24 protein-coding genes are annotated in these 23,335 nt (G+C 49.7%); 19 read left to right on the top strand and 5 right to left on the bottom strand.

Going from position 1 to position 23,335, the window contains the following annotated elements:
* The first annotated feature begins 79 nt into the window (after window positions 1-79).
* Window positions 80-520, top strand: a complete 441-nt coding sequence (locus tag JIN82_RS13190; protein ID WP_200312124.1) for a Fur family transcriptional regulator — start codon at window positions 80-82, stop codon at window positions 518-520.
* 32 nt (window positions 521-552) lie between these two features.
* Here the strand turns inward: JIN82_RS13190 and JIN82_RS13185 are convergent, their stop codons facing one another.
* Entirely contained in the window at window positions 553-1,275 is a 723-nt protein-coding gene (locus tag JIN82_RS13185; RefSeq protein ID WP_200312123.1) for a hypothetical protein, read from the bottom strand.
* 266 nt (window positions 1,276-1,541) lie between these two features.
* Here JIN82_RS13185 and JIN82_RS13180 point away from each other — a divergent pair, with 266 nt between their 5' ends.
* The 8 genes from JIN82_RS13180 (at window position 1,542) to JIN82_RS13145 (ending at window position 11,036) form a co-directional block, all read left to right on the top strand.
* Entirely contained in the window at window positions 1,542-2,171 is a 630-nt protein-coding gene (locus JIN82_RS13180; RefSeq protein WP_200312122.1) for a hypothetical protein, read from the top strand.
* A gap of 179 nt (window positions 2,172-2,350) precedes the next feature.
* On the top strand, window positions 2,351-4,996 hold the full coding sequence (locus JIN82_RS13175; protein ID WP_200312121.1) for an MGH1-like glycoside hydrolase domain-containing protein: 2,646 nt from the start codon (window positions 2,351-2,353) through the stop codon (window positions 4,994-4,996).
* A gap of 140 nt (window positions 4,997-5,136) precedes the next feature.
* A complete protein-coding gene (locus JIN82_RS13170; protein ID WP_200312120.1) occupies window positions 5,137-6,198 on the top strand; it encodes an FUSC family protein in 1,062 nt (353 codons plus the stop codon).
* Between the two features lie 490 nt (window positions 6,199-6,688).
* Window positions 6,689-7,648, top strand: a complete 960-nt coding sequence (locus tag JIN82_RS13165; protein ID WP_200312119.1) for a YegJ family protein — start codon at window positions 6,689-6,691, stop codon at window positions 7,646-7,648.
* Window positions 7,649-7,781: 133 nt separating this feature from the next.
* Entirely contained in the window at window positions 7,782-8,333 is a 552-nt protein-coding gene (locus tag JIN82_RS13160; protein WP_200312118.1) for a DUF4136 domain-containing protein, read from the top strand.
* A gap of 339 nt (window positions 8,334-8,672) precedes the next feature.
* Window positions 8,673-9,644 (top strand): hypothetical protein, encoded by a 972-nt coding sequence (locus JIN82_RS13155; RefSeq protein WP_200312117.1) that lies wholly within the window; start codon window positions 8,673-8,675, stop codon window positions 9,642-9,644.
* Between the two features lie 87 nt (window positions 9,645-9,731).
* Window positions 9,732-10,541 carry a thymidylate synthase gene (locus JIN82_RS13150; RefSeq protein ID WP_200312116.1) on the top strand — a complete coding sequence of 270 codons (810 nt, stop codon included), beginning with the start codon at window positions 9,732-9,734 and terminating at the stop codon, window positions 10,539-10,541.
* A gap of 27 nt (window positions 10,542-10,568) precedes the next feature.
* Window positions 10,569-11,036 (top strand): dihydrofolate reductase, encoded by a 468-nt coding sequence (locus tag JIN82_RS13145; RefSeq protein ID WP_200312115.1) that lies wholly within the window; start codon window positions 10,569-10,571, stop codon window positions 11,034-11,036.
* 13 nt (window positions 11,037-11,049) lie between these two features.
* Here the strand turns inward: JIN82_RS13145 and JIN82_RS13140 are convergent, their stop codons facing one another.
* Window positions 11,050-11,478 (bottom strand): DUF1016 N-terminal domain-containing protein, encoded by a 429-nt coding sequence (locus JIN82_RS13140; RefSeq protein ID WP_200312114.1) that lies wholly within the window; start codon window positions 11,476-11,478, stop codon window positions 11,050-11,052.
* Between the two features lie 176 nt (window positions 11,479-11,654).
* Between JIN82_RS13140 and JIN82_RS13135 the strand changes: the two genes are divergently transcribed.
* Together JIN82_RS13135 and JIN82_RS13130 are read left to right on the top strand one after the other, a co-directional pair.
* Window positions 11,655-12,329, top strand: a complete 675-nt coding sequence (locus JIN82_RS13135) for a hypothetical protein (RefSeq protein WP_200312113.1) — start codon at window positions 11,655-11,657, stop codon at window positions 12,327-12,329.
* Window positions 12,330-12,342: 13 nt separating this feature from the next.
* Window positions 12,343-13,644, top strand: coding sequence for an ABC1 kinase family protein (locus tag JIN82_RS13130; protein WP_200312112.1), 1,302 nt, complete (start codon window positions 12,343-12,345; stop codon window positions 13,642-13,644).
* A 99-nt stretch (window positions 13,645-13,743) separates the two neighbouring features.
* Here the strand turns inward: JIN82_RS13130 and JIN82_RS13125 are convergent, their stop codons facing one another.
* From JIN82_RS13125 to JIN82_RS13115, 3 genes are all read right to left on the bottom strand, one after another.
* The gene (locus tag JIN82_RS13125; RefSeq protein WP_200312111.1) at window positions 13,744-13,983 is read right to left on the bottom strand and encodes a YecH family metal-binding protein; all 240 of its coding nucleotides are present in this window, start codon (window positions 13,981-13,983) and stop codon (window positions 13,744-13,746) included.
* A 127-nt stretch (window positions 13,984-14,110) separates the two neighbouring features.
* Window positions 14,111-14,740, bottom strand: coding sequence for a hypothetical protein (locus JIN82_RS13120; RefSeq protein ID WP_200312110.1), 630 nt, complete (start codon window positions 14,738-14,740; stop codon window positions 14,111-14,113).
* Window positions 14,741-14,781: 41 nt separating this feature from the next.
* Window positions 14,782-15,168: a hypothetical protein gene (locus JIN82_RS13115; RefSeq protein ID WP_200312109.1), complete on the bottom strand. Its 387-nt coding sequence runs from the start codon at window positions 15,166-15,168 to the stop codon at window positions 14,782-14,784.
* Window positions 15,169-15,425: 257 nt separating this feature from the next.
* Between JIN82_RS13115 and holA the strand changes: the two genes are divergently transcribed.
* From holA to JIN82_RS13075, 8 genes are all read left to right on the top strand, one after another.
* The gene (gene holA, locus JIN82_RS13110) at window positions 15,426-16,532 is read left to right on the top strand and encodes a DNA polymerase III subunit delta (protein ID WP_200312108.1); all 1,107 of its coding nucleotides are present in this window, start codon (window positions 15,426-15,428) and stop codon (window positions 16,530-16,532) included.
* A 13-nt stretch (window positions 16,533-16,545) separates the two neighbouring features.
* On the top strand, window positions 16,546-16,818 hold the full coding sequence (locus tag JIN82_RS13105) for a DUF1653 domain-containing protein (RefSeq protein WP_234042013.1): 273 nt from the start codon (window positions 16,546-16,548) through the stop codon (window positions 16,816-16,818).
* Between the two features lie 140 nt (window positions 16,819-16,958).
* On the top strand, window positions 16,959-17,342 hold the full coding sequence (locus tag JIN82_RS13100) for a DUF3302 domain-containing protein (RefSeq protein ID WP_343221745.1): 384 nt from the start codon (window positions 16,959-16,961) through the stop codon (window positions 17,340-17,342).
* Between the two features lie 24 nt (window positions 17,343-17,366).
* Complete coding sequence (locus JIN82_RS13095; protein WP_200312106.1) at window positions 17,367-18,494, top strand: HlyD family secretion protein; 1,128 nt, start codon at window positions 17,367-17,369, stop codon at window positions 18,492-18,494.
* A gap of 31 nt (window positions 18,495-18,525) precedes the next feature.
* Window positions 18,526-19,197 carry a phospholipase D-like domain-containing protein gene (locus tag JIN82_RS13090; RefSeq protein WP_200312105.1) on the top strand — a complete coding sequence of 224 codons (672 nt, stop codon included), beginning with the start codon at window positions 18,526-18,528 and terminating at the stop codon, window positions 19,195-19,197.
* A gap of 124 nt (window positions 19,198-19,321) precedes the next feature.
* On the top strand, window positions 19,322-20,932 hold the full coding sequence (locus JIN82_RS13085; RefSeq protein ID WP_200312104.1) for a sialate O-acetylesterase: 1,611 nt from the start codon (window positions 19,322-19,324) through the stop codon (window positions 20,930-20,932).
* A gap of 42 nt (window positions 20,933-20,974) precedes the next feature.
* Window positions 20,975-22,498, top strand: a complete 1,524-nt coding sequence (locus JIN82_RS13080) for a sulfatase family protein (protein ID WP_234042012.1) — start codon at window positions 20,975-20,977, stop codon at window positions 22,496-22,498.
* 190 nt (window positions 22,499-22,688) lie between these two features.
* A partial coding sequence (locus JIN82_RS13075; RefSeq protein WP_325099513.1) for a transposase occupies window positions 22,689-23,335 on the top strand: 647 nt, incomplete at its 3' end.

The following is a 23,335-nucleotide window of genomic DNA, read 5'->3' as shown; positions in this document are numbered from 1 at the left end:
ATCCAACAGCCGCCACAATCATCATCATACCAGTGATAATTCCTTGGATTTTTCCACACACCTGCCCTAAATATCCCTCATGTCCACTCAGCTCACAGAGGCACTCGACCGCTGCCGCGCCGCTGGTATGCGCAAAACTCAAGCATTGGAAAAGCTGCTCAGCGTTCTCACCGCCGCCCAGCGCCCAATGACATTGGCCGAATGCGCTGAGTCACCAGAGCTGGCTGATCAATGCGACAACGCCACCGTATTCCGCCTCCTTCAGCGGCTCAATAACCACGACATCGTGCGCCGCATGGGCTTACACGAACGCGCCGCCTACTTTGAGCTCGTCATCCCTGGCCGCCACAAAGATTACCTCATCTGTACAGAATGCGGCAACATCCAGCCCATCAACGCACCGTGCCCAGTGCACGAGCTAGAAAAAGAAATCCGCTTCACCACCGGATACAAAGGACTCTATCACAAATTAGAGTTCTATGGCACCTGCCCGGATTGCGAGCAGAAGCCATCTCACTAGCCCAGCGCCAACTGAGCTAGCTGGAAAAAACCTTACAAACCAGAAGGCAAGGCGAGCTTCACGCCACCGCCTACATAAATGTGATTAATCCCCATTTGGTAATCAGTCTTGATGCGCTTGCCATAACAATGCAACCCTATGGTCTTCAGCTTGCGCGTTTTATCAAAGCCCTTCAGATTCATCGTCGCCGCAATTTTGTCGTCTTCCCTAGCTTGCCGGCGGCCGTCATTAAAGAAAATCGTATATTTACCATCTCTCTGATTCACCGCCAACCTTACCTGATAGGTTTGCTCAAGCTTCAGGCCAGATACCACACGTACCTGCTCCTCACCATTAGAAGCCGTCATTTCTACTTCCCCAGACTTATTGATGAAGTGCAGGCGAATCGCATGATCCATTCGCTCGCGCGGATTCTCATGATCATAAAAAAAGATATTATGAGCCAAATTAGGCCCTGTGAAAGTCAGCTCGAAATAATAAGTCACGTAGTCTGATGGCAATGTAGGGATAGGCCGCATCAGCCCCATCGTATCAACCTCTTTAGACCCCCAAGTCATTCTAAGTGTTCCATAATTCCCCCTAAATAAGGAAATAGGCTTACCATCGGGATTCCCTCTCACCCATGGCGCTTTAGCCCTGTCGCCAACCTTATAGCCGGAAAAATCATCAACCTTCTTCCAACCATTGGCCAAAGAAACATCACAAAGCAAAAACAGCAGGAGCACTGCACACAACCTTCTCAATATCATTCTCATCACTAGAAACTAACTTAACAGACAGATAAAACCACATGCTTAGCAATGCAAGCAATAGCATAAAATCATACTGAAGTTTGAATGAAAAATCCCATAATACAAATATCTGCCAAGCTTAGTAAAGCAAATGCAAAATCCATTTAGTTAAATCAAACACCCAGACGATAATACCATTTTTTTCATTGACCCTAAAACACTTAGACAGCAAAACAAAGTTCAGCTGAACGCTCCCTATTTAGCGCCGCACCTCCTCACCACCCTCCCTAATGCCACTCTATTTCTATGACATTTCTCTAAGAGAAATTCTCGGTCATATCGACCTCTGCTCGAATATCTTATATCATGGTTCGAGCAGCCGACCATGCGGCACCAAAACTCCAAACTTCATCGATTTAGATAACTGCAACCTCATCCAAGCCCACCTACGGGTATTCTCTGAGCTCAACTCGACCCACGCGTACAAGTACCAAGCGCTGTTTGTCAAAAACGAACTCTACCAGCAGCTTTGGTCTAACCGGCCACGATCACTAAAAAAAATCAGCTGCAGAGTCAGCTGCACCAAAACTGCTCAGCTAAAAGCGCCACTCGTCAACGTCACCCTAGGAGCTAAGCGCAGACCCATCCATCTCGCCGAGTTTAACGCCAAGCAGTCTACCCCATCACACGCGCCAGCTGAATACCACCAAAAGCTCATTCAGCAATTCAAAGTAATCCTAGTGAGAGCGCCAAAATCATTCCCTGTGCTCAACTCACTCTGCAATACCATCGACGCAGAAGTGGCCTACACCAACCACCGACCAGCTGACAACGTCCCCCAGCCAGCTGAAAAATCTATCTTTGACGAAGACCAACTGTCTATCAAATCACTCAGGCTAGCACTCCCAGCCGTCAAATAGCCAGAGCTATAAATACCTCCGCAAAAAAGTCTAACTCGCAAGCACTAACCCGCTCGCACCAACAGACAAATGTGCCTGCATTTTGACAATCTCATTTATCTAATGAAACAGTCAGAATCATGTGACATCGTATCTAATTCCTCATTCCTAAATCATTCAGCCTGTGCTAGCTTTCAGGCATGAAAAGCACAGCGGAGCATAAGCGGCTAACTGGAACACAAGAAGAGCTCTGGAAAACCTGGGGGCCCTACCTCAGCGAGCGCCAATGGGGAACCGTACGTGAGGATTACTCCGAAAATAGTGATGCCTGGAAATACTTCCCCCACGACCACGCTCGCAGCCGTGCCTACCGCTGGGGCGAAGACGGCCTAGCTGGTTTCAGTGATACCAAATCCTACCTCTGCATGGGCCTCGCTCTGTGGAACGGCAAAGACCCCATCATCAAAGAGAGACTCTTCGGACTAACAAATCCAGAAGGCAACCACGGCGAAGACGTCAAAGAACTCTACTACTACCTCGACGCCACCCCCACTCACAGCTACTGCAAAATGCTCTACAAATACCCGCAGAGAGCATTCCCCTACGATCAAATCGTCGCGGAAAACAAAAAGCGCGGCAAACAAGATGCCGAGTTTGAAATCTGGGATAGCGATGCCTTTGCCGACGACCGCTACTACGACGTCCAGATAGAATATATCAAAAACACCCCAGAAGACATCATCATGCGAGTCACCGCCACCAACCGTGGCCCGCATACCGAGACGCTACACATCCTGCCGCAGCTCTGGTGCAGAAATAGCTGGGCACCTGGAAAAACCAACCGACCTAGCATGAAGTTAGGCGCTAACAAAGCCGTGCTCATCGAACACGAAAAATGCGGCGAATGGCACCTCCATAGCGACGGCGACGCCGACATGCTCTTCTGCGAAAACGAAACCAACCTCAACCGCCACCACGGCGCTAAAATCAAAGGTAGATACTTCAAAGACGGCATCAATAACTACCTCGTCGACGGCGACAAATCCGCCGTCAACCCAAGCCAGTGCGGTACCAAAGTAGCCGCCCATAACGTGCTAGAAATTCCAGCTGGAGAATCCCGCCAAGTACAAGTGCGCTTCTGCCGCCAGCTCATGGCCTCACCATTCAAAGACGCTGACACAATTGTTAGCCAGCGCGTCAGTGAAACCGACGAATTCTATCAAGCCGTTCAACACGGCACCACCTGCCCAGAATCACTCGCCGTGCAAAGACAGGCATTTGCCGGCATGATCTGGAGCAAACAATTTTACTACTACGATGTCAAAGAGTGGTTAGAAGGTGATCCATCACATCCGCAGCCGCCAGCTAACAGAGCACATGGACGCAACTACGAATGGCGCCACCTCAACAATGCCGACATCATCTCCATGCCCGATAAATGGGAATACCCGTGGTACGCGGCCTGGGATTTAGCATTCCACACCCTACCCATCGCGCTGATAGATGCTAGCTTCGCCAAAAACCAGCTGGAGCTCATGTTGCGCGTCTGGTACCAGCACCCTAACGGGCAAATCCCAGCCTACGAGTGGAACTTCAGCGACGTCAACCCACCCGTACACGCCTGGGCCTGCCTCCGAGTTTTTCAGATAGATCGCAAACAAAACGGTCACAGCGGCGATTACGACTTCCTCGAGAGAGTCTTCCACAAGATGTTAGTCAACTTCACTTGGTGGGTGAACCGCAAAGATAGCGAAGGTCGCAACCTCTTCCAAGGTGGCTTCCTCGGCCTCGATAACATCGGTGTGTTCGACCGCAATACCGAGCTGCCAGATGGTTTCCAATTCCATCAATCCGACGGCACCGCATGGATGAGCATGTACGCGCTCAACATGATGCGCATCGCCCTCATCCTATCAGAACACAACCCTAACTACCAAAACATCGCCACCAAATTTTTCGAGCACTTCCTCTACATTGCTGAAGCCATGACTAACATGGCGGAAGAAGGGCTCGGCCTGTGGGATGATGATGACAAATTCTACTACGACCTGCTCAGCCTACCTGACGGCACCCACAAACCGCTAAAACTGCGCAGCATCGTTGGCCTCATCCCACTATTTGCCGTAGAAACACTAGAGCCATGTTACATGGAGAAAGTTCCCGAGTTTGCCGAGCGCATGCATTGGTTCCTTGAAAATAAACCTCGGCTCGCGGAACTCGTATCACGCTGGGAAGAACCAGGACGCGGTCACCGCCACCTGCTTTCACTTCTCCGCGGGCATCGCATGAAGCGACTCCTATCTAGGATGTTAGACGAAACAGAATTCCTCTCTGATTACGGCATCCGCGGGCTATCAAAAGTCTACCAAGAAAACCCATACATCTTCTCAATCAGCTATCGTGGCCGTCATCGTGAAATCCCCGTGCAATACCAGCCGGGTGAATCAGACTCAGATATGTTTGGCGGCAACTCTAACTGGAGAGGACCTATCTGGTTCCCTATCAACTTCCTCATCATCGAGTCGCTGCAGCAATTCCACCACTACTACGGTGATGATTTCAAAGTCGAATGCCCAACCGGATCAGGACAATTCCTTACCATCAAAGAAATTGCCGACGAGCTAGCCCGTAGGTTAGTGAAAATATTCCTCCCGGATGATAATGACCAACGACCAGTCTACCACGGCATTCCTCAGCTGCGCGACGATCCTAACTTCAAAAACCACATCCTCTTCTACGAGTATTTCCACGGTGACAACGGCCGCGGCATCGGCGCCTCACACCAAACTGGCTGGACCGGGCTTGTGGCTAAGCTCATCCACACGCTGCGCGAAGACATCGACTAAGTCCTCATCAACATAAGTTAGGTCGAGTGCTCTGGCATTTCCAAACACTCGTCACATAGCTGGATCTTGACCCTAATTCAATATCCAGCTAGCCATGTGCGTCTGTTTCAAACAGAAACACAACCCATCTCGACCTAGCTATGAGATCGATTATCCGCAGAGAACTGCAAACAATCATCCAGTTCTCACAACACCCTATGCCGCTGCAGACAGCTATCGTCCTGTCTCTCTCAACCCTAGCCTCTCTACTGACAGGGCTCTACGTCGGCCAGTTCCAGCTGGGACTGTTAGCCAGCCTAGCAAACCTAGCGGCCATCTACCTGCCCTCCTCTAGCGCATCTCACCAGCTGCGAGCTATCTGCATTTGCTGCGCAGGTTTCATCATCGCATTTGCCATCGGCAGTCTCATCCAGCCGTATCCTCACACAGCCATTTTTGTACTAACCATCTTGACGGTAGCCGCTCACTGGCTAGCTGATAGGCTTGATCTACAGCAGCCAAAGGCACTCTTTTTCACCATGGTCGCCTGTGTTGCAAACGCCATTCCTCAGGCATTCGATCACATCCTAGCAAATACTTCAGCCATCACCCTGGGCTGTGTCTACACCCTGTTTTTCCTGATTATCAGCCAGGCTGTCATCACGCGACGCAAGAAAAAATCCTCTGCCGCAAAACTCGCCAAAGCTGACGCTCCGCAGCCAATTCGCCAGCCGCAGACTAACATCTATCAATCTCTCATCTACGCCGCCTTTTTTGGCCTAGCCATGTTAGTGGCTCATTTACTCAATATCCCATCTGGCTACTGGGTCGGTGTTTCCTGCGCTACTGTGATGCTTGGTGCCAACTCTCGCCACGTCTTCCAGCGCGGGATACAGCGCGTCACTGGCACAGCTATAGGCGTGCTCATCTGTCTTTATACGCTGTCGCGGCTCAGCCCGCTGGAGATTTGCCTAATGATCTCGCTGCTGAACTTCCTAACACCGATAGCCATCAGCAAAAACTACGCGCTAGGCATCATCTTTGTCACCCCCATCACCGTCTTGTTAGTTATCGCTACCTGCCCGCATATTCCAGCTAACGAAATCATCATGACGCGTTTCATTGATATCGCTCTCGGCAGCTTCATTGGCAGTATCGGCGGCTACTTTCTTCATCACCAAATTGTCTATCGTAGACATCAAAGGTCAGTTCATGTCAGCTAACTGTAGCTATCGGTCCACATTTCCATAATCGACTCGGTCGATTTAGCGACATCTTGATAGACCTTTTTTACCACTTTTGAACCTCTCCGATAAATATATCAAAAGGTGATCTAGCTGATACCCTTAGCTGCTTTTGCAATCATTATCATGAAATCTCACATAGCTTGAATTCACTGATGTTGAGCAGTTAACAGAAAACAATTCTAAATCTAATAGATTTTATGATACAGATATAAAGACGGGCATTGTGTTGACAATACCTTGCAACATCTAATCGATTCATTTTGCACAAAGTTAGTTTTATTGTTAATCTTGTGGCAATCTCTAAGCAATAAATTTTCACACCATCTCCACCTCATCGGTGTTTATTCTTAGACCAAATGGCTCTAGTCCAATAGTCGAAGTAAACTAGGCGCCTAGATTACACCCCTCGCAAAAGCGAAAATAATCCCCACGACTAACAATTACGTATACAAACTATTGCACAAATATGAAAACGCTATTCCAAAAGAGCCCGGAAGAAAAGCTCAGCAGACTCAAAAAAGATTTCACTCGCAATACGATTCCCCACCTGTTTGCTAACGATAAAGTCAATACCATTAAGCACCTGCTCTCCGACGATGCCGCTGAGTACGCTGCCTACCAGTGGAAAGAGTTAGTCTCATCCATGTCATACGGTGAGCACAAAAAACTCTCTGAAGAGATCATCATCGTTAGCTACCAAAGCGGTCGCTTTTTGTTTATCGAAGTGAAGCTACCTGAAAATATTGTCGAAGGTGACCCTATCGGCATGATCATTGTGGTTGGCCCATGCACTAACGAAGAAGCTCTGTATGGCGAGTGGGCTGATGACGATTTTTCCAAATCTACCATCTCACTCTACATGCTCTCATACGAAGACGGCTGCGCTATCATCAGCCTTCACAATGGCAAAAAGTTCAAAATGCTCCACGAGCTTGATACCATGTCATTTGGGCTTTTCGACGACTACGTACACAACCGTCACGCCCCATCATCAGTGAGCAAAGAGCTCCTGCACATGGTTGACCTCGATTCTGGTTCTGAAAAAATGAACCGAGCCATTCAATCAGCTAGAGACACATTGCTAGATGCTACGCAGCGCTTCATCGCTGGCGAACTAGAAGGCTTCAGCGTGAAATTCCCTATCACCGATGGCGTGAACACCGAGCACGTTTGGTTAGCCAATACTCACTTCTTTGAAGGTCTCTTCACTGGAGAGATCGAAAGTGATATCGAGAACGTCGAAGGCTTTGAAACTGGCCAGGAAATTGAAGTCTCCTTTGATGCTGTGTCCGATTGGCTCTACTTAGAAAATGGTAAAATGCACGGTAGCTACACCTTGCGCGCCATGCTCAGCGACATGCATCCATCCGTAGCTAAGCAATATCGCGAGATCTTAGCGCCAGTTGAAGTTAAAGAAATTTACTAACACTGGATGTGATCATCCAGCTAGATTCGACCATCTAGCTAACTATTTCTATCCTACAGCCAGCTAGATGTCAGTGACATCTAGCTGGCTTATTCTTGCGCAATGATAGGCATGTGCCTATAAAGTCGCTTGTATGAAATTTGCCAAATCACTCTCACTCCTCCTCGTGGCCATCTTATTTTCAAGCTGTGCCAACAAAGTAGACATGCCAAAGGGCAATAGCAAAGGCTACAGCAGCATGCGCTTTGTGAAACAAAAACCTGGCTCCAAACCATCCTATGCTGACCAATCTGAGAAGGTGAACCAGATGATTCAGTCCTCTATCAAAGAGCAATTTGCTAGTCATGGCCTAGCGACTGACAGCCCTAACGCTGACCTCACCGTCGGTTACATGCTCGTGCTCCAAGACAATGCCTCAACCACATCAGAAGATGACCATTTCGGCTACGGTCGTGACGCAGAGGAAATTGTTGATGCCGCACACATGGAAGGCGTGATCAAAAGCGAGCGCCCAGATTATTTCGAAGCTGGCGCCATCGTCATTGACGTGCTCGACTCCAAAACCAATGAACTCGTCTACCGCAGTTTCGCCACTCGCGACTTGCTCACTAACCCAAGTACCAGCCAGCGCAAAAAAGCTATCAGCGGCGCTGTAAACGAAGCTCTCGCGCCGTTTTTCAAATAAATAAACCATCCAGAGAACTGGATAATATTTCAAGAAGCTGTAATGCATCGACTTATGCCCTCCACCTGTGAGGACGTGATAACCCGACATCTCAGCAAAGATATAACCACTAGAGTCAACTCTAGTGGTTATTTTTTAACCCTAGCGAGCACCCCCAGCAATTTCTACTGGTAAAAGTATTATAACTCCATACATACAGTGAATGTGATGGATCGACTCAGAATATTCACTCTATTGGCCCTCTCTTTAGCCACCCTTGCTACGGTTCCCGTTTCGGCTAAACCAAAAGCCAAAACGAAAATCAATACGAGCGCCGAAGAGTTTTCCCAAAAACTGGCCATGGGAAAAGTCAGCTCTGAGACTAACGAAAAAGATCTCGCGGTTTTGAAAACCCGCATGGTCCAGATCATCGAAACTTTAGAAAAAAATGAGCGCAGCAACCGCCAGCGCCCAGATGATTTCCTCGACTCCGCCTACAAGTTAGTCGACGGCGTCGATAACGAATACGCCATGATGGCAAAAAATGCTATCTTGAAGACGTGGAAGGAAGCCCAATTCCGTGGCCTATTCACCGAATACGGCCACTTCTATCCAACTATCAAATCTGGCACTCGCGATCGCGATCAAGATATGGTTTTCCAATACATCGTGCCCGTGAAATACGTGCCTGAGTTCTCCACCCTTCTAGCCAATGTGGAGTTAGTCTTGCCAAGCCAAGCACGCAAATCTGACGACCCTAGCGAGCTCAGCCATGCCGCCGTGCAAAAAGGCAAACACATGCGCGACTACGCCAAACGATATTCCAACAGGCCAGAAGTAGATAACCGCCCGAAAACCAAATACGATACCAGTACTCGCGACAATGATAGCTACCTAGAGCACTGGAAAAAGCTCACCGAGGCGAACCCAGAAATGCTCAAGCAGGAGCCTAACATACAGGTGGATGTCGTGCGCCAAAAAGCCAGCAGGACCGTTGATAGCATCAGCACTGTCCATATTAAAAATCGCAATGGTTTTGCCACCGAAGTTACGCTCAAGTACGCCATCGTTGGCATTCAAGAGCGCGATTATTACGCACTCGTTAAGAAGGAAGAAAAAATCAAACTGCTGCCAAATGCTCACCTCAAATGGGATGTCAACTTCAACAGCAAAAATGTGATCTACCGTGGATTTGCCGCCATCGTTTTGTTTGACGGCAAACCAATTACCACCGCCTCGTCTGACGCACGCCTCAATTCCTTCACCGACGAAGAAGAATTCAAGTTCTTGCGCGATGCCTCCAAAGCACCCAAGCCAGAAAAGAAAAAGTAGGCCATCAACCTAACCATTCATTTCAGCATTTTAGCTAGAGACGATCGGGTCTCGACACCACTGGGCTAGCTCGGCTATAAGGCATTCATGCGCCAGTATCACGAGCTGCTTACAGATGTATTAGAAAATGGAGAGAGCCGCGGCGACCGCACCGGCACCGGTACGCTCTCCGTATTTGGCCGCCAGTCACGCTACGATCTGCGCGATGGCTTCCCATGCCTAACCACCAAAAAACTTCACCTCCGCTCCATCATTCACGAGCTGCTCTGGTTTCTCAAAGGCGATACTAACATTGCCTACCTAAAAGAAAACCAAGTCCGCATCTGGGACGAATGGGCTGATGAAAATGGCGAGCTCGGCCCCGTCTACGGTCAGCAATGGCGCGCGTGGAAAAATGAAGATGGTGAGGAAATTGATCAAATCAGCCAGCTCATTGATAGCTTGAAAAACAACCCACATTCACGCCGCCACATCGTAAGCGCGTGGAATGTGGGCAAAGTCGACCAAATGGCCCTACCGCCATGCCACTTGCTCTTTCAGTTCTACGTTCACAATCCAGAATCCGAGCGCCCAGGCCTCTCATGCCAGCTCTATCAGCGCAGCGCAGACCTCTTTCTCGGCGTGCCATTCAACATCGCCTCATACGCGTTGCTCACCATGATGATCGCTCAAGTGTGCGGCTACGAAGCCCGCGACTTTGTGCACACCTTTGGCGACCTGCACCTGTACAGCAACCACCTCGAGCAGGCCAAACTCCAGCTCACACGCGACTGCCGACCGCTACCTAAGATGAAAATCAACCCCGAGGTAAAAGACATTTTCGCCTTCTGCGGTGATGATTTCGAGCTCGTCGACTACGACCCACACCCGCACATCAAAGCAGCCGTCTCCGTCTAACTAAAAACCTAACTCCAGCTAGCTCAGATGAAACTATCAGCCATCGTCGCCATGACTCCAGAACGAGTCATCGGCCTAAACGGAGACATGCCTTGGCATCTACCAGAAGATCTCAAGTTATTCCGCCGTCATACCACTGGCCACCCCATCGTCATGGGCCGCAAAACTTGGGACTCCATCGGCAGACCGCTTCCTAAGCGACAAAACATTGTCATCACTCGCGATACCAGCTGGAGCGCAGATGGCGCCACCGTCATTCATTCACCAGCCCAGCTGGAAAAGTTAGACCTGCTAGACGACCACGTTTTTATCATTGGCGGCGCGCAAATTTACCAGCTCTTCCTCGATCAGCTAGACGACATCCTCGTCTCCCACATCCACGCCAGCTACGACGGCGACACCTGGTTCCCTGACTTCATCCAACAATTCCCCGAATACCAAATCGTCGAAGAATTCGAAAAATTCGAGCTACGCCACTACACCCGCGCTGAATAAAATTTCAGCACTGTCATTTCAAAAACATCCTATTCATTGCCATCAGCGATAGCTCTTTAATACCTCGATCCCCTCCAAGGTAATAACTTTGCTTATCCGCGTTATCAATTCGCAGAAGAAGGCGGTATTGAGACCAATTCAATTGCGAACGCAGTGCGTTCACTTTTGGGAATTGGAGGTAAAACTGGCGACAGAAATTTAGCTGGCGAAAAGAAAATCCACTTCCATATTCAGCTGTCAATGAATCAGCAAGTGATTGAATGAGCTCTTTTCCATAATCAGCTCGCTCTTTTCCTCTCTGCTCTTCCTCTACAATATGAAAACCCATATTCCAGTAGAGTAGCACTCGTTCAAAATTAACCGAGCGAACGGCGCGCTCCTGAGCATCAGCAATCAACTGAAGGATGCGTTGTAAAAGAGAATGTGGAGTAATATCAGACATAGCAGTTTGGCCTTGCCAATTCTTTACGGTAAAAGGTGATTAGGGCGATTATTTCTAGCAGGCTAGCTAACACTAGATAATCCATCTGCATCAGAGCTGCAGGGAAATAGTGTCTTATTTCTTCTTATTCGGCCGACTAGCAGTTGACGGCAGCCAGAAATGGGGCACCCGTGAGTATGGCAGCGAAGAAATCCACCAAGAAAAAACAGGCCAAAAACCCACCCGCCAGCGCCGAGCAAGTCGCTGACATGTACTGGGACTACGTGCTCACCAAAGGACACGAGCCAGCCAGCGTGTATGCTTTCTGCAAATATGCCGAGCTAACTGAAGGCGATTTTTACCAACATCACAGCTCATTTTCCGCGCTCGAATCTCGCTACTGGGAAAGCCTCGTGCGCGAGACTATCAACGTGCTGGAAGCTGATGACGACTACGCTGAGTACGACATCCAGCAGAAATTGTTAGCTTTTTACTTTACCTTCTTCACCCACGTCCAGCGCCACCGCTCGCGGCTGGTAGAGTGCTTCCCGTGTATGCGAGATCTCAAACCTGACTCGCTGCGCGCCATGCGCCAAACATTCACCAGCTGGGCAGACGAGCTGATGCAAGAAGGTCTAGCAAGCGGTCAGATTGCCGACCGCAAAAAGCTCAACGAGCTCTACGCCAAGGGCCTGTTTGAGCAGCTACGTTTCCTCATCGACTACTATCGCAAAGATACCAGCGACGGCTTCCAAGACACCGACGCATTGATAGAAAAATCCGTCCGCTTCTTTGCCGACAGCGCCAGCTCAGGCGTGCTCGACTCCGCGCTAGACCTCGCCCGCTTCATGATGCGCCGCCTGCAGCCGTAGTCCCACCACGCTGATGAAAGAACAAACATCCATCCCTAAAGATAAGATCGGACGCGCCGCATCGCTCACCGCAGCTGGTGCCCGTGTCGGTGTGAACTACCTGAAATACGCTGGCAAAAAGGCGCTAACAGGCAATGGCGACAAAGAGAAATTCCACCAGCGCACCGCCGCCGAGGCCTTTGGCACCTTCAGCAAACTCAAGGGTAGCCCGCTGAAGCTAGCGCAAATGCTCAGCCTCGACCGCAACCTACTGCCCGACCCCTACGTCAAAGAATTCTCCAAAGCCCACTACTCGGCACCGCCGCTCTCCTACCCGCTGGTAGTGAAAACATTCCTCAGCGAAATGGATAAATCGCCAGATAAAATATTTGATGAGTTTGGTAAAAAAGCCATCGCTGGGGCGTCAATTGGTCAAGTCCACAAAGCTAAGTTAGACGGCCACGACTACGCGGTAAAAATCCAATACCCTGGCGTGGCGGAGAGCATTCACTCAGACCTCTCCATCGTCAAACCACTGGCCATGCGCTTATTCAAGCTAGATGCCAAAGCCATCAATCCATACATCAACGAGGTGGAAGAACGGCTCACCGAGGAAACCGACTACCAGCTGGAACTACGTAGGTCATTAGAGCTGGCGGAAAAGTCCAGCCAGCTGGCTAACATACAATTTCCTAACTTCCATGCCGAGCTCAGCAGCAAACGCATCCTCACCATGGACTGGGTGGCTGGTGAAGTGCTCGATGAATTCTGCCAGCGCAATGAAGATAGCCAGCTGGCTGACCTCATTGGCCAGTCGCTGTGGGATTTCTATCACCATCAGGTGCATACGCTGCGGGTCTTTCACGCCGACCCACACCCAGGAAATTTCAAGGTGATAGACGACCAGCTCTGGGTGCTCGACTTCGGCTGTGTCAAAGCGCTACCGGATGATTTCTACCGCCAATACTTCAGCCTGATGGAGCCAGAAATCCTAGCAGATCCAGAGAAATTCCGCCAATCACTCTATAAGATAGGCCTCTTATTACCTGACGATTCTCCAGCTGCGGTGGCCAAGCTCACCGAAGTATTCCACCAATCTGTCGACCTGCTCTCCAGACCATTCCAGCACGAGGTGTTTGACTTTGGTGACCAATCGTATTTCCGCGAGCTCGCTGACTTTGGCGACCAAACGCGCGACGACCAAGAACTGCAATCACTCAATGCTGCTAGAGGAAATGCCGATGCCCTTTACCTCAACCGCACCTACTTCGGCCTGTATAACCTAGCTGGCGCGCTGAAAGCAAAAATCCGCACTAGCAGGCCAGCCATATCCTAACTAAAAAACGAAAACCGGTATACCCCCCCAGGTATACCGGCAACACGTAACAATAACAACTGCGTAGAAATGAATCTAACGCATAATGCTTATCAATCCCTAATGATTGCACATCACCACTTCTTCGGCGATGTAACCATAAGAATTGAAAACAACTTTTCCTTTGTTCTCCAAAAATTTGATCAACTCATCTGCAGACATGCCGCTGGCTGAACAGGTATAGAATGTAGCGTCTACACCAAACTTATCGTAGATGTCGCTGCGCAGGGACGTACGTGAGTAGGTCTTATTCGCATCAATCATCATCTGCATTACCTCGTGTCCATGTATTTCATTCATACGTGGATACTATAGGCCCAATCACCCGCTTTGTGCATCGCATCTAAGCTCAAAACATACGCATTAATTAGCCACCATTTAGCGTCTATAAACCCTACAGCTACAGGGATTTAATAGAAACAAAGTTTTAATCTAATTGCTCAACCAGCTCCGGCTTACCGTAAATCATGCGATGCAGAGTTGACCTCAATAATTTATAGCTGACAAATGCCAATAGGAAGGGGGCTAACATGCCGAGAACTTTTGCCATGCCACGCAACTCACTGAGATGACCCTCGAAGCTCTGCGACAGCGTAGTCCACATCGCCAGAAAGATAAAAAACAATGCCCCAGAGATGATCAAAGGATGCGGCTTGCAGACTTCCCCAGCCAGCTTCAGCTTGTCCTTCAATAGCCGCTCAGATCTAACATGAAGCACTGCGCCAAGGAGAATCGCTACGGGAAAGCTGAGCTGGGAATAAATTCCACTACTATCCTCCACTCGCCAGCACATGAGTACCAGCAAAGGTATCGCAAGCATCATCGACAGGCCAGACCGCAAACTTCCTAAGCTCGTCTTTTTATAAAACCGCCAACCCGACCACGCTGGGATGGCCAAAATCGTCGATAGAATCAGCAGGAATATCCAATTGGGCAACGAGGCTAAATCTGACCACATCACAAAATCAACCCATATTGCAATCAGCAGCAGAGTCGGCAAGGTCACCATGCTGATAGAAATGCATTTGATGGTTTTAAATCGTCGGCCCTCTGTCATATTCTCTAATCCTAACAACTAAACTCATTCCCAATCGCCAGCTATCTAGGCCAGCCACCGTGTCTCAGCAGCCATTTGAATGCCCGCCAGCTGAAATAAACCAGCGGCCAAGCTAGGCCAATAGCCACAGGCATGATCAAATTCACCAACACCTCAGCGGGTTGCTGAGCTAGCTGGTAAAACAAAACTCCAGCTAGCGAGAGAGCTAACAAAACCAAACCTGGCTTTAGATAGACAATGCACGGCTTTTTATAAAAACTCCAAGTCGAGCGCATCACATAGGCAGCTGGCGCCACTACAACTACCGTTAAAGCCGCTAGAAAAACATCATCTAGCAGTGAGGCATGAGATTGATGCCAGCTGAAATCAAAAACCAAAACTCCGACTACCCATAAACATGCCAGAGCCATCAATACTATAGACGTCATGCTAACAAAAAATGCATACCCAGTTGTCCTCGCTGTCATTCCTGCATTCTAGCAAAATACTCTCGCGTCTCAAGGCACAAGACCCGAGCGAGACAAGCAAACGGTTGATAGGTTAAAGGCCTGAATCGAGCCAGCTACAAGAGCTCCTCTCGCCGCGGCCTAGCGGAAAATCCAGTTCGCCATGCCAAGGGTTTATCGGCTCAAATGGTATAACTTGAGCCTTGTCAAAACCACCTGCCCCACAACATGCTGAAGCCATGGCAAAGGCAGGGAACATATACGTCATCATGGGCAATGATGAAGGCAGCGTGGCTGAAGAAGCGCACAAGCTCTTCAACCAGCTCAAGCCCGCTGACTCGGATGATTTTGCCAACGACATCATCGAAGGCACCGCTGGCAATAGCGAAGACGCCTACAGCGCCTGCGGCCAAACTATCGAAGCCCTGCAAACCCTGCCCTTCTTTGGCGGCGATAAAATCGTCTGGCTCAAACGCGCATCATTTCTAGCTGGCGGCGATCGCACTAGCGACTCCGACCGCACCAAACAAGGCGTCGAAGCGCTCAAAGAAGCCATCGAACAAGGCGTGCCCGATAGCGTCAAACTCATCATCAGCTGTACCGGCATCGACAAACGCCGCGCATTCTACAAGCTGCTAGATAAAATTGCCACCATTCGCAGCTACGACAAACCAGATGTTAGCAAAGACGGCTGGCAAGACATCGTCGCCAATATGGTGCGCCAGAAAGCTAACGACTACGGCATGAGCTTCGAGGCTGAAGCGATGGAATTATTTGTCATGCGCGCTGGGGAAGATACCCGCCAAATCAACTCAGAGCTCGCCAAACTCGACCTCTACCTCGGCGACCAACGGCGCCAAGTGGAAGTAGACGACGTCCAGCTCATGGTGCCACTGTCGCGCGCCGGCATCGTTTTTGAAATCGGGCGCGCATTGCAGAAAAAAAATGCCGTTAGAGCGATCGAGATTGTCAACCAACAGCTCGCCCGCAACGAAGCCGCCATCGGCCTGCTGCGCGCCTCTATCATCCCCACCGTGCGCAATCTATTCATGGCCAAAGCCGCCACAGCTGGACGCAAAGTCTCACTGGCTAACTACAATCAATTTGCCGCCGCCATCAATGCGCTGCCAGAAAATGAGCGCTCTTGGCTGCCACAGAAAAAAGCAGGAGGCGTCAATGCCTACCCACTCTTTCTAGCAGCTAGAGATGCTAACAAATTCTCTCTCCCAGCACTGCGCAAGGCCATGGACTCATGCTTAGAGGCCGACCTCTCACTCGTCAGCACCGGCCAAGACCACCGCATGATCCTCCACCGCCTCATCGCCATCATCTGCACGGAAAAATAAATCCTCACTGAACATGATACAACCACATAGAGGACATAGCGAAGAATCTCAGCAGCAAACCATGGAAAGAGAAATCGTCAAAGGGCGCTACCGGCATTTCAAAGGCAATGAATACGATGTGGTCGACTTCGCCCGCTGTAGCGAAACCGACAACACCATGGTGATCTACCGACCGCGCTACGGCGAGCGTGAGCTCTGGGTGAGACCGCTGAGCATGTTTGCTGAGCAAGTCACCCGCGACGGCAAAACTTTCTATCGCTTTGAACACATCCAAGATCCTAGCTAGATCTAATGACATAGCATTGATAGACAATCATCCAGCGCGTGGCGGCGCTTAATGCTCTTGTAAAAATTCCCCAGCGATCTAATGGTTTCACAGTCCCTATCACACTGGGTGATAGGTGATGTTACTCTCACAACCATTACATCATGCTAGACTACATTTCACTCGGAATTCTCATCGCCGTGGTACTCGTGATCTTCTATGGCATCATCGCCATTCACGATATCCCCTACGAAATCGCTAAAAAAAGAAACCACCCGCAGCAAGATGCCATCCTCGTTGCTGGCTGGATTAGTCTATTTACCCTGCACGTCTTGTGGCCATTTTTGTGGATCTGGGCCACCTTGTACCGCGCTGATCGCGGCTGGGGCTTCATCAGTGATAAGGGGCAACCCGAAAGCGCCCAACAGGCATTGATAGATCTTGAAAAGAAAGTCGCAAAACTAACCAAGCAAGTCGCTAAGTTAGAATCAAATCAAACCACAAAATCAGCGCAGTCGTCCAGCCAGCTGGAAAATGGTGAATAATGTCCACCCTCAATTTTTAAGACTATGGAAATCCTACTCCTACTCACCTACGCAGCCATCTGCATCTGCATTTTCAAACTTTTCAAAATTCCACTGAACAAGTGGACAATCCCCACCGCCGTACTTGGTGGCGTTGTTATCATTGGCGCGCTTGTGTTTGCCATGAACTACAATCACCCACATTCAAAATCTGCCGTTCGTGGGTTCATCAGCACCCCCATCGTCCCCAACGTTAGAGGGCTTGTCATCGACGTGCCCGTAGAGGCTAACGTACCTATCAAAAAAGATACTGTGCTCTTCAAAATCGACCCCGAACCCTACCAGTTCAAAGTCAATCAAATGCAAGCAGCGCTGGATCTAGCCAAAGCTCAAGTCGACCAAATGACCCAGCTAGTAGCCCAGTCGCAAGCCGCTGTAGAGCGCGCTACCAGTGAGCGTGACCGCACTAAGCAGTCATTCGAGCGCTTCAGCAAGACTGCTGCCAGCGGCGCCGTCTCAGCTAACGAGGTGGAAAACAAACGCCAAATTTACCTCGGCGCTGAAGCCTCATTAGATGAAGCCAAAGCCAACCTAGCCATGCACCAGCTAGAGCGCGACTCACAAGTGCACAATGTCATTCCCGAGCATCAAGCCGCTCTATCAAAGGCGCAATTCAACCTCGACAGCACCATCGTTTGCGCGCCTAGCGACGGCTATGTAACACAGATCAAAGTGCGCCCTGGCATGATGGCTGTTAGCATGCCTCTGAAACCAACCATGGTCTTCATCCCTAACCAAAAACATTTCGTCGTTGCCAGTTTTCGTCAAAATGCCCTGCAGCGCCTCAAACCCGGCTATCAAGCTGAGATCATGTTTCCAAGCATCCCCGGCAAAGTCTTCACAGCAGAAGTTAGCCAGATGTTTCCCGCTTTAGGGGAAGGGGAATTTCAAGCCTCAGGCACGCTCATGGAAACCGCCGAATACGCCAAAAACAAACGCGGTCTTGTGCCGGTCATGCTAACTATCACTGATGATATGAGCGACTACACGCTGCCAGATGGCATCTTCGCCGAGGTCGCTGTCTACAGCGAACACCTCGAACACGTCGCTCTGCTCAGAAAAATTCTCCTCAGAATGAAGAGCTGGGAAAACTACATCTACCTCGATCATTAATCATCCAGCTAACATCAACAAAAACTTCAGCATGGAAAAAATCCAACAGCAACTCATAGATTCGCTAGAAGATTTTGCCCTCAGCCGTTCTGAGCGCAAAGAACTCAAAACCTTGATCTCCCAGCTACAGGGCAATCATATCGAACTGGCCAAAGTGCGCACTATGGCCTTTCGGCTCGCCACCAAATCGCTAGAAGAGTTTGGTGAACTTACCGTGATGGACTGGCTGGAGGCCGTCATCAAGCAGCTCTACTCTAATGAAATGAAAATCAAATCCAGCGCCTATTTCAGCCCTGGTGACGACTGCTTACACCGCATTCGTGAGTTCATATCCGGCGCCCGTAGCCAGCTAGACATCTGTGTTTTCACCATTACTGATAACCGTATTGTAGAAAAAATTATCGAAGCTAAACAACGTGGTGTTAGCGTTCGCATTCTATCAGATGATGATAAATCTGAGGACCTTGGCTCCGATCTCGACTATTTGATAGAAAAAGGGGTGAGTTGCCGATTTGACCGTAGCGAGGCACACATGCACCACAAGTTTGCCATCGCTGACTCCAGCCAACTGCTCAATGGCAGCTACAACTGGACGCGCAGTGCCGCCACCGCCAATAACGAAAATATCCTGGTCACTAACGAACCAAAGTTAGTCAGCCAATTCCAGCTAGAGTTTGATAGACTATGGCAGGAACTCAAATAATATTTCCCGCCTCCACAATCTGTTTATTTTAACTAAATTATTGAAATAACAACGCGTCTATGTTCGTTTAATCCACATCAAATCGCACATTTCCCCTATGTGCATTACTCATTCTATAGGGATTATGAAAATGAACTACCTTCTCGCCACCATCACTCTAGCAGCCAGCATCGGCCAACTCACTGCCGAGCAAGCAGCTCTCGCAAGCCTGTTTAGCGACCACATGGTGCTGCAGCGCGACCAAGCAGTGCCAGTTTGGGGAACCGCTAATCCGGGAACTGAGGTGACTGTGCAATTTGACGGACAAAATGTAAAAGCCGTAACCAACGAAGAAGGTAAGTGGCTAGTCCAGCTAGAGCCCATGGATGCATCTGCTGAAGCTCGCCAGCTACAGGTTAACATCGGCGATGTTAGTAAAGAAATTAATGATGTACTTGTTGGAGAAGTCTGGTTCTGCTCAGGCCAGTCGAACATGTTCTTCACTATGGAAATGATGCTAAAAGATGCTCGTGAGCCTCAATACCAGCCGCTGGTGGAATTCCTCAGGGAAGAAGTAAAAACCGCCAATGATCCGCTCTTACGTCAAATCTCAGTACCTAACCGACCCTCCCCATTTGCCGAGGCTCATAGTTTTGATAGCTCATGGACACCGCTAAGCCCACAAAGCAGTAACAAATTTGGCGCTACCTCGTACTTTTTTGCCAAAGAGCTGCGAAAAGAACTGCAGGTTCCCGTCGGCATCATCAAGTGCGCCGTTGGTGGTACTCGTGTAGAAGCATGGATCCCTAAAGAGGTGCTAGAATCTAACGATAACCTTAAAGCTTACTACCAAAACAATCTAGAAAAGGCAGCAGAAAAAGCAAAACAACAATCTCCTGAAGCTGTAAAAAAAGCTGCCGATGCCCACAAATTAGCCCTAGCTGAATGGCAAAAAAACAAACAAGGCCCACGCCCGAGGCTAGATCCGCCGACCAAAACTAACAAACAATTTCCAGCCACTCTCTTCAACGGCATGGTTGCCCAGTGCATCCCCTACAGTGTGCGCGGGGTGCTCTGGTATCAGGGTGAAAGTAATGCTAACCATTTCCAAGAAGTCTACAGCCAGCGCTATATGGCGATGGTCCAAGGCTGGCGCAAGCGCTGGGGCAATGAGGAACTGCCATTCTATCACGTCCAGCTCGCGGGCTTCCGTGAAGCTGAAGGTGACGCCGGTGACGATTCCTCGTTTGCCTTCATACGAGAACAACAGCGCCTTACACTCGAGCTGGCTAACACAGGCATGGCTGTCGCTCACGACATCGGTGAAAGCCAAGACATCCACCCGCACAACAAGTATGACGTGGGCAAACGACTCGCTCTGTTAGCCTTAGCTAATGATTATGCCAAAGACATCGTTTCCTCAGGCCCCCTCTACCGCTCACACCAGCTGGATGGTCAAGATTTGGTGATCAAATTTGACTCAACTGGCAGCGGCCTAACTGCATCGACAAAAACACTCATGCAGCCAGCTAAGGCAACTAACGACGAGCTCGGCGGTTTTGCTATGCAAGATGCTTCAGGCCAATGGCATTGGGCAAAAGCCAAAATTATCTCAGCTGACGAGGTCAAGGTTTCCCACCCAGAAATCAGCGCACCAAAAGCTGTGCGCTACGCCTGGGCGGGTCTGCCGCTGAAGGCTAACCTTTACAATAAAGAGGGCCTGCCTGCTTCCGTTTTTACTATCGAACTAAAATAATTATCCTATCAGCCGCTACTTTGTCCTGATTTGACCTTGCACATGCGTATTTATATTACAAATATAATGCATATGCACGACTTCAAAACATCCGCACTGAGCCTAATTGGCAGTGTTTCACTCATAGCGGCCAGCCAGGCTGCGACACCGCCAAATGTGATTATCGTCCTTGCTGATGATCAGGGTTACGGTGATGTTGGTTTCCATGGATTTGATGATATCCGCACACCTAACATTGATAAGTTAGCTAAAGGCGGCACCTCATTCGCCCAAGGCTACGTCACCGCATCCGTCTGTGGCCCATCTCGCTGCGGTATCATGTCTGGCATGCACCAGCAGAGGCTCGGCTACTACGGCAACGGCCCTCTCAGCGTGATCCCACACAGCCAGCAAAACTTCGCAGAAATGATGAAGGAGCTCGGCTACCACACTGGTATGATCGGCAAGTGGCACCTCGGTGAAACTGAAGACCAACTGCCGTGGAACCGTGGATTTGACTTCTACTACGGATCTCCAACAGGATCTCACGACTATTTCAAATCTAGCGCCAATGCAGACGAAACCAGAAAAGCCATTTTCCCCGTCTACCGAAATGGCAAAATTGATACGCCAATCCAAGAGCGAGGCGACTACCTAACTGAAGTTTACGGTGACGAGGCAGCTGACTTTATTAACGAAAATAAAGACCGTCCATTTTTCCTCTACGTAGCTCACAATGCAGTCCATTTCCCATGGCAAGTGCACGACAAATACCTCGAGAGACTCAAGGACCTTCCAGTACACCACGAAGAACGCCGCTTCTTTGCCGGTATGGTGTTAGCGCTAGATGACAGTGTCGGAGCCATCCTCGACGCCGTAGAAAAAAATGGCCTCAGCGAGAATACTCTCATTTTCTACCTCAGTGATAATGGCACCCCTCGCGGTCAGGGATTTAAACAGCCCAAACAGAAAGAACGTGGCACGACAACTATGTCCAGCCCCGGCGATTTCAACGGCTTTAAAGGCGATACCTACGAAGGTGGCCTGCGTGTCCCGTTAGTCGCTTACTGGCCTGGCACCATTCCAGCTGGTCAAGTCTATCCGCACCCAGTGGTTAGCTTCGACATGGCGCCTACTGCCGTAGCCCGCTCAGGTATGACCAAACCTAGCAAAGGACTGCCATTTGACGGCGTTGACCTACTGCCATACATCACCGGTGAAAAGCCAGCTAACGAAAGACCTCACCAAAATATGTTCTGGCGCCGTGACAACGATTACGCCATCCGCCAAGGCGATTGGAAGCTCTGTTGGAACAGCCGCAGCGATCAAACCATCGAGCTGTACAACCTAGCAGAAGATCCAGGCGAGCGCGTTGACCTCGTTAACAAATACCCTGAGCGCGCCCAACAAATGCAAGACGCATTTGACGCATGGGACAGCCAACTAGCTGAAAATGTGACCGGCAAAGTCCCTGCTAACCGCAACGTGAAATACGCAGAAGGCAAACGCACTAACGTGTCTCAGTTCAATACTCAAGCCGCTGAGCGCAAAAACAGACCTCAGCCAAAGAAAAGAAAAGGGAAGTAAGCTCACAGCTAAACCTATCATCCATGCCACCTCGTCATCCTGACGACGTGGCATTTTTTTTACCTCTCCTTTTTTTTACAGACAGGTAATTTCACGTAGGAACTTTTTGCAATCTTCACAACCTGAGTTACCTGTAGAGATTATGGCTACAGCTCGCTATTTGTCACCATATCGAAAACATCGCTCGGCGGTGTACCATTGCATTTCGCGTGTAGTCGACCGGCGATTTATTTTGGGTGATGCTGAGCGTGAGCTATTTGTTGGGCTCATGCGTAATTGTGAGACCTTTTACGGCGTCAAAATCCTCAGCTATTGTGTGATGTCGAACCACTTTCACCTGCTGGTTGAAGTGCCTAAGGAAGGTGAGGTAGAAATTAGCGATGATGAGTTTTTACGACGCGTGAAGGCGCTGTATTCAGCCAGCTACTACGCCGAGGTGAAGCAGATATTTAACAATTTGCTAGAGACTACTAGCCAAGATGCTGAGGGGAATCCCAGCCGGGTGGCGGCGGATAATTTCAAGCGACAATATACCAGCCGGATGCACGATTTGGGCAACTTCATGAAGAGCCTGAAGCAGCGGTTCAGTCGCTGGTACAATAGGCATAACAACCGCGACGGCTACCTGTGGAGCGGTCGCTACACCAGCGTGCTCGTGCAGGCTGGATACGTTGCTAGAATCATGTCGACCTACATTGATCTGAACCCAGTTAGAGCGGGCATGGTGGAGAAACCAGAAGCGTATCGATGGTGTAGTTATGGAGCCGCTCTAGCTGGAGATAAACGCGCTCGCCGTGGGCTATGTCGTGTGCTCTGGCTGAAAGATGAAATGCCTAA

Origin of the sequence: Persicirhabdus sediminis (assembly GCF_016595495.1) — a bacterium.
GTDB classification, from domain to species: Bacteria; Verrucomicrobiota; Verrucomicrobiia; order Verrucomicrobiales; family Akkermansiaceae; genus Persicirhabdus; species Persicirhabdus sediminis.
This window is presented reverse-complemented; position numbering and strand designations above follow the sequence as displayed.

Excerpts from the sequence above, each read along its gene's own strand:
- JIN82_RS13120 (WP_200312110.1), bottom strand. The coding sequence starts at position 14,740 with ATGACAGAGGGCCGACGATTTAAAACCATCAAATGCATTTCTATCAGC.
- JIN82_RS13150 (WP_200312116.1), top strand. The coding sequence starts at position 9,732 with ATGCGCCAGTATCACGAGCTGCTTACAGATGTATTAGAAAATGGAGAG.
- JIN82_RS13160 (WP_200312118.1), top strand. The coding sequence starts at position 7,782 with ATGAAATTTGCCAAATCACTCTCACTCCTCCTCGTGGCCATCTTATTT.
- JIN82_RS13115 (WP_200312109.1), bottom strand. The coding sequence starts at position 15,168 with ATGACGTCTATAGTATTGATGGCTCTGGCATGTTTATGGGTAGTCGGA.
- JIN82_RS13105 (WP_234042013.1), top strand. The coding sequence starts at position 16,546 with ATGATACAACCACATAGAGGACATAGCGAAGAATCTCAGCAGCAAACC.
- JIN82_RS13095 (WP_200312106.1), top strand. The coding sequence starts at position 17,367 with ATGGAAATCCTACTCCTACTCACCTACGCAGCCATCTGCATCTGCATT.
- JIN82_RS13140 (WP_200312114.1), bottom strand. The coding sequence starts at position 11,478 with ATGTCTGATATTACTCCACATTCTCTTTTACAACGCATCCTTCAGTTG.
- JIN82_RS13190 (WP_200312124.1), top strand. The coding sequence starts at position 80 with ATGTCCACTCAGCTCACAGAGGCACTCGACCGCTGCCGCGCCGCTGGT.
- JIN82_RS13130 (WP_200312112.1), top strand. The coding sequence starts at position 12,343 with ATGAAAGAACAAACATCCATCCCTAAAGATAAGATCGGACGCGCCGCA.
- JIN82_RS13185 (WP_200312123.1), bottom strand. The coding sequence starts at position 1,275 with ATGAGAATGATATTGAGAAGGTTGTGTGCAGTGCTCCTGCTGTTTTTG.
- JIN82_RS13085 (WP_200312104.1), top strand. The coding sequence starts at position 19,322 with ATGAAAATGAACTACCTTCTCGCCACCATCACTCTAGCAGCCAGCATC.
- JIN82_RS13135 (WP_200312113.1), top strand. The coding sequence starts at position 11,655 with ATGGCAGCGAAGAAATCCACCAAGAAAAAACAGGCCAAAAACCCACCC.
- holA (WP_200312108.1), top strand. The coding sequence starts at position 15,426 with ATGGCAAAGGCAGGGAACATATACGTCATCATGGGCAATGATGAAGGC.
- JIN82_RS13155 (WP_200312117.1), top strand. The coding sequence starts at position 8,673 with ATGGGAAAAGTCAGCTCTGAGACTAACGAAAAAGATCTCGCGGTTTTG.
- JIN82_RS13145 (WP_200312115.1), top strand. The coding sequence starts at position 10,569 with ATGAAACTATCAGCCATCGTCGCCATGACTCCAGAACGAGTCATCGGC.
- JIN82_RS13090 (WP_200312105.1), top strand. The coding sequence starts at position 18,526 with ATGGAAAAAATCCAACAGCAACTCATAGATTCGCTAGAAGATTTTGCC.
- JIN82_RS13080 (WP_234042012.1), top strand. The coding sequence starts at position 20,975 with ATGCGTATTTATATTACAAATATAATGCATATGCACGACTTCAAAACA.
- JIN82_RS13170 (WP_200312120.1), top strand. The coding sequence starts at position 5,137 with ATGAGATCGATTATCCGCAGAGAACTGCAAACAATCATCCAGTTCTCA.
- JIN82_RS13180 (WP_200312122.1), top strand. The coding sequence starts at position 1,542 with ATGCCACTCTATTTCTATGACATTTCTCTAAGAGAAATTCTCGGTCAT.
- JIN82_RS13125 (WP_200312111.1), bottom strand. The coding sequence starts at position 13,983 with ATGAATGAAATACATGGACACGAGGTAATGCAGATGATGATTGATGCG.
- JIN82_RS13165 (WP_200312119.1), top strand. The coding sequence starts at position 6,689 with ATGAAAACGCTATTCCAAAAGAGCCCGGAAGAAAAGCTCAGCAGACTC.
- JIN82_RS13175 (WP_200312121.1), top strand. The coding sequence starts at position 2,351 with ATGAAAAGCACAGCGGAGCATAAGCGGCTAACTGGAACACAAGAAGAG.